At 65.5% G+C, this 2,745-nt stretch carries 3 protein-coding genes; 2 read left to right on the plus strand and 1 reads right to left on the minus strand.

The genetic code is table 11. The features are described 5' to 3' along the window. On the minus strand, positions 1-422 hold a 422-nt coding region (gene pyrE, locus RMN84_RS01000; protein WP_309610346.1), incomplete at its 3' end, for an orotate phosphoribosyltransferase. 402 nt (positions 423-824) lie between these two features. Between pyrE and coxB the strand changes: the two genes are divergently transcribed. Together coxB and RMN84_RS01010 are read left to right on the plus strand one after the other, a co-directional pair. Further along, positions 825-1,727, plus strand: coding sequence for a cytochrome c oxidase subunit II (gene coxB / locus RMN84_RS01005; RefSeq protein WP_309610347.1), 903 nt, complete (start codon positions 825-827; stop codon positions 1,725-1,727). Between the two features lie 9 nt (positions 1,728-1,736). Further along, positions 1,737-2,745 (plus strand): cbb3-type cytochrome c oxidase subunit I (locus RMN84_RS01010; protein WP_309610348.1); only part of this gene is annotated, 1,009 nt, incomplete at its 3' end.

Genomic DNA, 2,745 nt, shown 5'->3' on the forward strand with positions numbered 1-2,745 from the left:
GCAGCGGCGACGACCTTGCCCCCGGCGGCCTCGATCGCCACAATTGCTTCCTTCGACGACAGTCCGGTGGTGACGACGTCCTCGACCATCAGCACGCGCGCGCCGGGATCAAGGGCGAAGCCGCGGCGCAGGCCGAACACCCCGTCGGGCCGCTCGACGAACATCGCCGGCCGGCCTAGCGCGCGGCCCATCTCATGGCCGATGATGACCCCGCCCATCGCCGGGGAGACGACCGCGTCGATTCCGACGTCGGGCAGCCTGGCGGCGAGGGCGCGAGCGAGGCGCTCGGCGCGGGCCGGGTGCATCAGGACTCGCGCGCATTGCAGGTAGCGCGGGCTGCGCAGGCCCGAGGACAGGATGAAATGGCCTTCGAGCAGCGCTCCGGCGGCGCGGAATTCGGCCAATATCTCGTCGTCGGTCATGCAGGTCTCGCGTTTCGTCGGGCTTGCCAGCGCCATACGGCCCGTCGGGCGGGGCTTCAACCGCTCGCTGCATCGCGGAAAAAGTGGCTGGATCAAGTGCGCGGGCCGGTCTAAGGGGCCGCCACGAGACTGGTGATTTCACTGATGGCCCGTCGCCACTGCGCGGGCCGATGCCACGCCGGAGTGAAGATGAAGACTTTTGGGATCGCAATTGCACTGGCAGTGGCCGGACTTTCATCCGCAGCCCTACTAACCCCCGCCTCAGCCCAGGTGCCTGCGGCAGTCCAGCCATCCGCCGCAAGTGTCGCGCCAGCGACGGCAACAACTGCCGCGCCCGCCGATCCGCATTCCGGACACATAATGGCCGGCCCAGAGGCAAATTCAGCTGTGCCAGCGATGGTCATGCCCGAAGCCGGCATCGGCCAGCCCGATGGCCGCTATGGCCTGCAGGACCAGGTGACGCCGATCGGGCGCGAGGCGGCCCATTTCCACGATTATTGGCTGGTAACGCTGTGCGTGGTGATGAGCATCTTCGTGCTCATCCTGCTCGGCTATGCGATGTTCAAGTTTCGCCGCGGCGCTAACCCGGTGGCGTCGCGCAATTCGCACAATACCGTGCTGGAAGTGGTCTGGACCCTGGTCCCGGTGCTGGTGCTGGTGGCGATCGCGATCCCGTCGATCAAGCTGCTCAGCCACCAATATTCGCCGCCCAAGGCCGATCTGACGATCAAGGTCATCGGCAACCAATGGTATTGGACCTACAGCTATCCCGACAATGGCGGGTTCGAGATCGTGTCCAATATGCTCAAGGAGCGGAAGGACGTGAAGCCGGGTGAACGGTTCCGCACCACCGCCGACGGCCCGCCGCTGCTGGCAGTCGACGAGCGGATCGTGATCCCGGTCAACAAGGTGGTGAAGTTCATCATTACTTCGAACGACGTCATCCACAGCTTCGCCGTCCCGGCCTTCTGGACAAAGATGGACGCGGTCCCGGGGCGGGTGAACGAGACCTGGGTCAAGGTCGACCGGCCGGGCGTCTATTTCGGCCAGTGCAGCGAGCTGTGCGGCGCGCGCCACGGCTTCATGCCGATCGCGGTCGAGGTCGTGTCGGACGCAGACTATGCCAAATGGATCGCGGCGAAGGGCGGCACGCTTCCCGGCGCCAAACCCGCCACCGGCCCCGATGCGACCGCCGTGTCACCGCTGTCGCCGGGCGGCAACCCCGCCGCCGCGCCGCCGGTGACGACCGCCGCAGCTCCCGCCTCTCCCGCGTCCGTTCCGGTCGCGACCAGCACCAAGTCGTAGGTTATTGTCATGAGCACGATCGCACCGACCATCGACGGCACCGCCCTCCCGCTGAAGGCACACGAGGCCCATGACGAGCATCACCACGATGTCGACCACAAGCCGGCGTTCTTCGCCCGCTGGTTCATGTCGACCAACCACAAGGACATCGGTACCCTCTATTTGATTTTTGCGATCATTGCCGGCGTCATCGGCGGCGGCATTTCGGGGATCATGCGGGCCGAGTTGATGCACCCGGGGATCCAGGTGCTGAGCCACGCTTGGCCGCTCGGCGCGGGCGGGGTCGCGACCTATGACGAGATGCTTCATCACTGGAACGTGCTGATCACCGCCCACGGGCTGATCATGGTGTTCTTCATGGTCATGCCGGCGATGATCGGCGGGTTCGGCAACTGGTTCGTGCCACTGATGATCGGCGCGCCGGACATGGCCTTCCCGCGGATGAACAACATCAGCTTCTGGCTGCTCGTCCCGGCGTTCATCCTGCTGCTCGGCTCGTCGTTCGTGTCGGGCGGGAGCGGGCTCGGCGCGGGTACCGGCTGGACCATCTACGCCCCGTTGAGCACGTCCGGATCGGTCGGGCCATCGGTCGACATGGCGATCTTCGCGCTCCATCTTGCGGGCGCCAGCTCGATCCTGGGCGCGATCAACTTCATCACCACCATCTTCAACATGCGCGCGCCGGGGATGACCCTGCACAAGATGCCGCTGTTCGTATGGTCGGTGCTGGTTACCGCCTTCCTGCTGCTGCTGGCGCTGCCGGTGCTGGCCGGGGCGATCACGATGCTGCTGACCGACCGCAATTTCGGTACGGCCTTCTTCGACGCCAGCGGCGGCGGCAACCCGATCCTGTTCGAGCATCTGTTCTGGTTCTTCGGCCACCCCGAGGTTTACATCATGATCCTGCCCGGCTTCGGCATGGTCAGCCAGATCATCGCGACGTTCAGCCGCAAGCCGGTGTTTGGCTATCTCGGCATGGCCTATGCCATGGTCGCGATCGGCGTGGTCGGGTTCATCG

Origin of the sequence: Sphingomonas sp. (assembly GCF_031380695.1) — a bacterium.
Taxonomy (GTDB): Bacteria; Pseudomonadota; Alphaproteobacteria; order Sphingomonadales; family Sphingomonadaceae; genus Sphingomicrobium.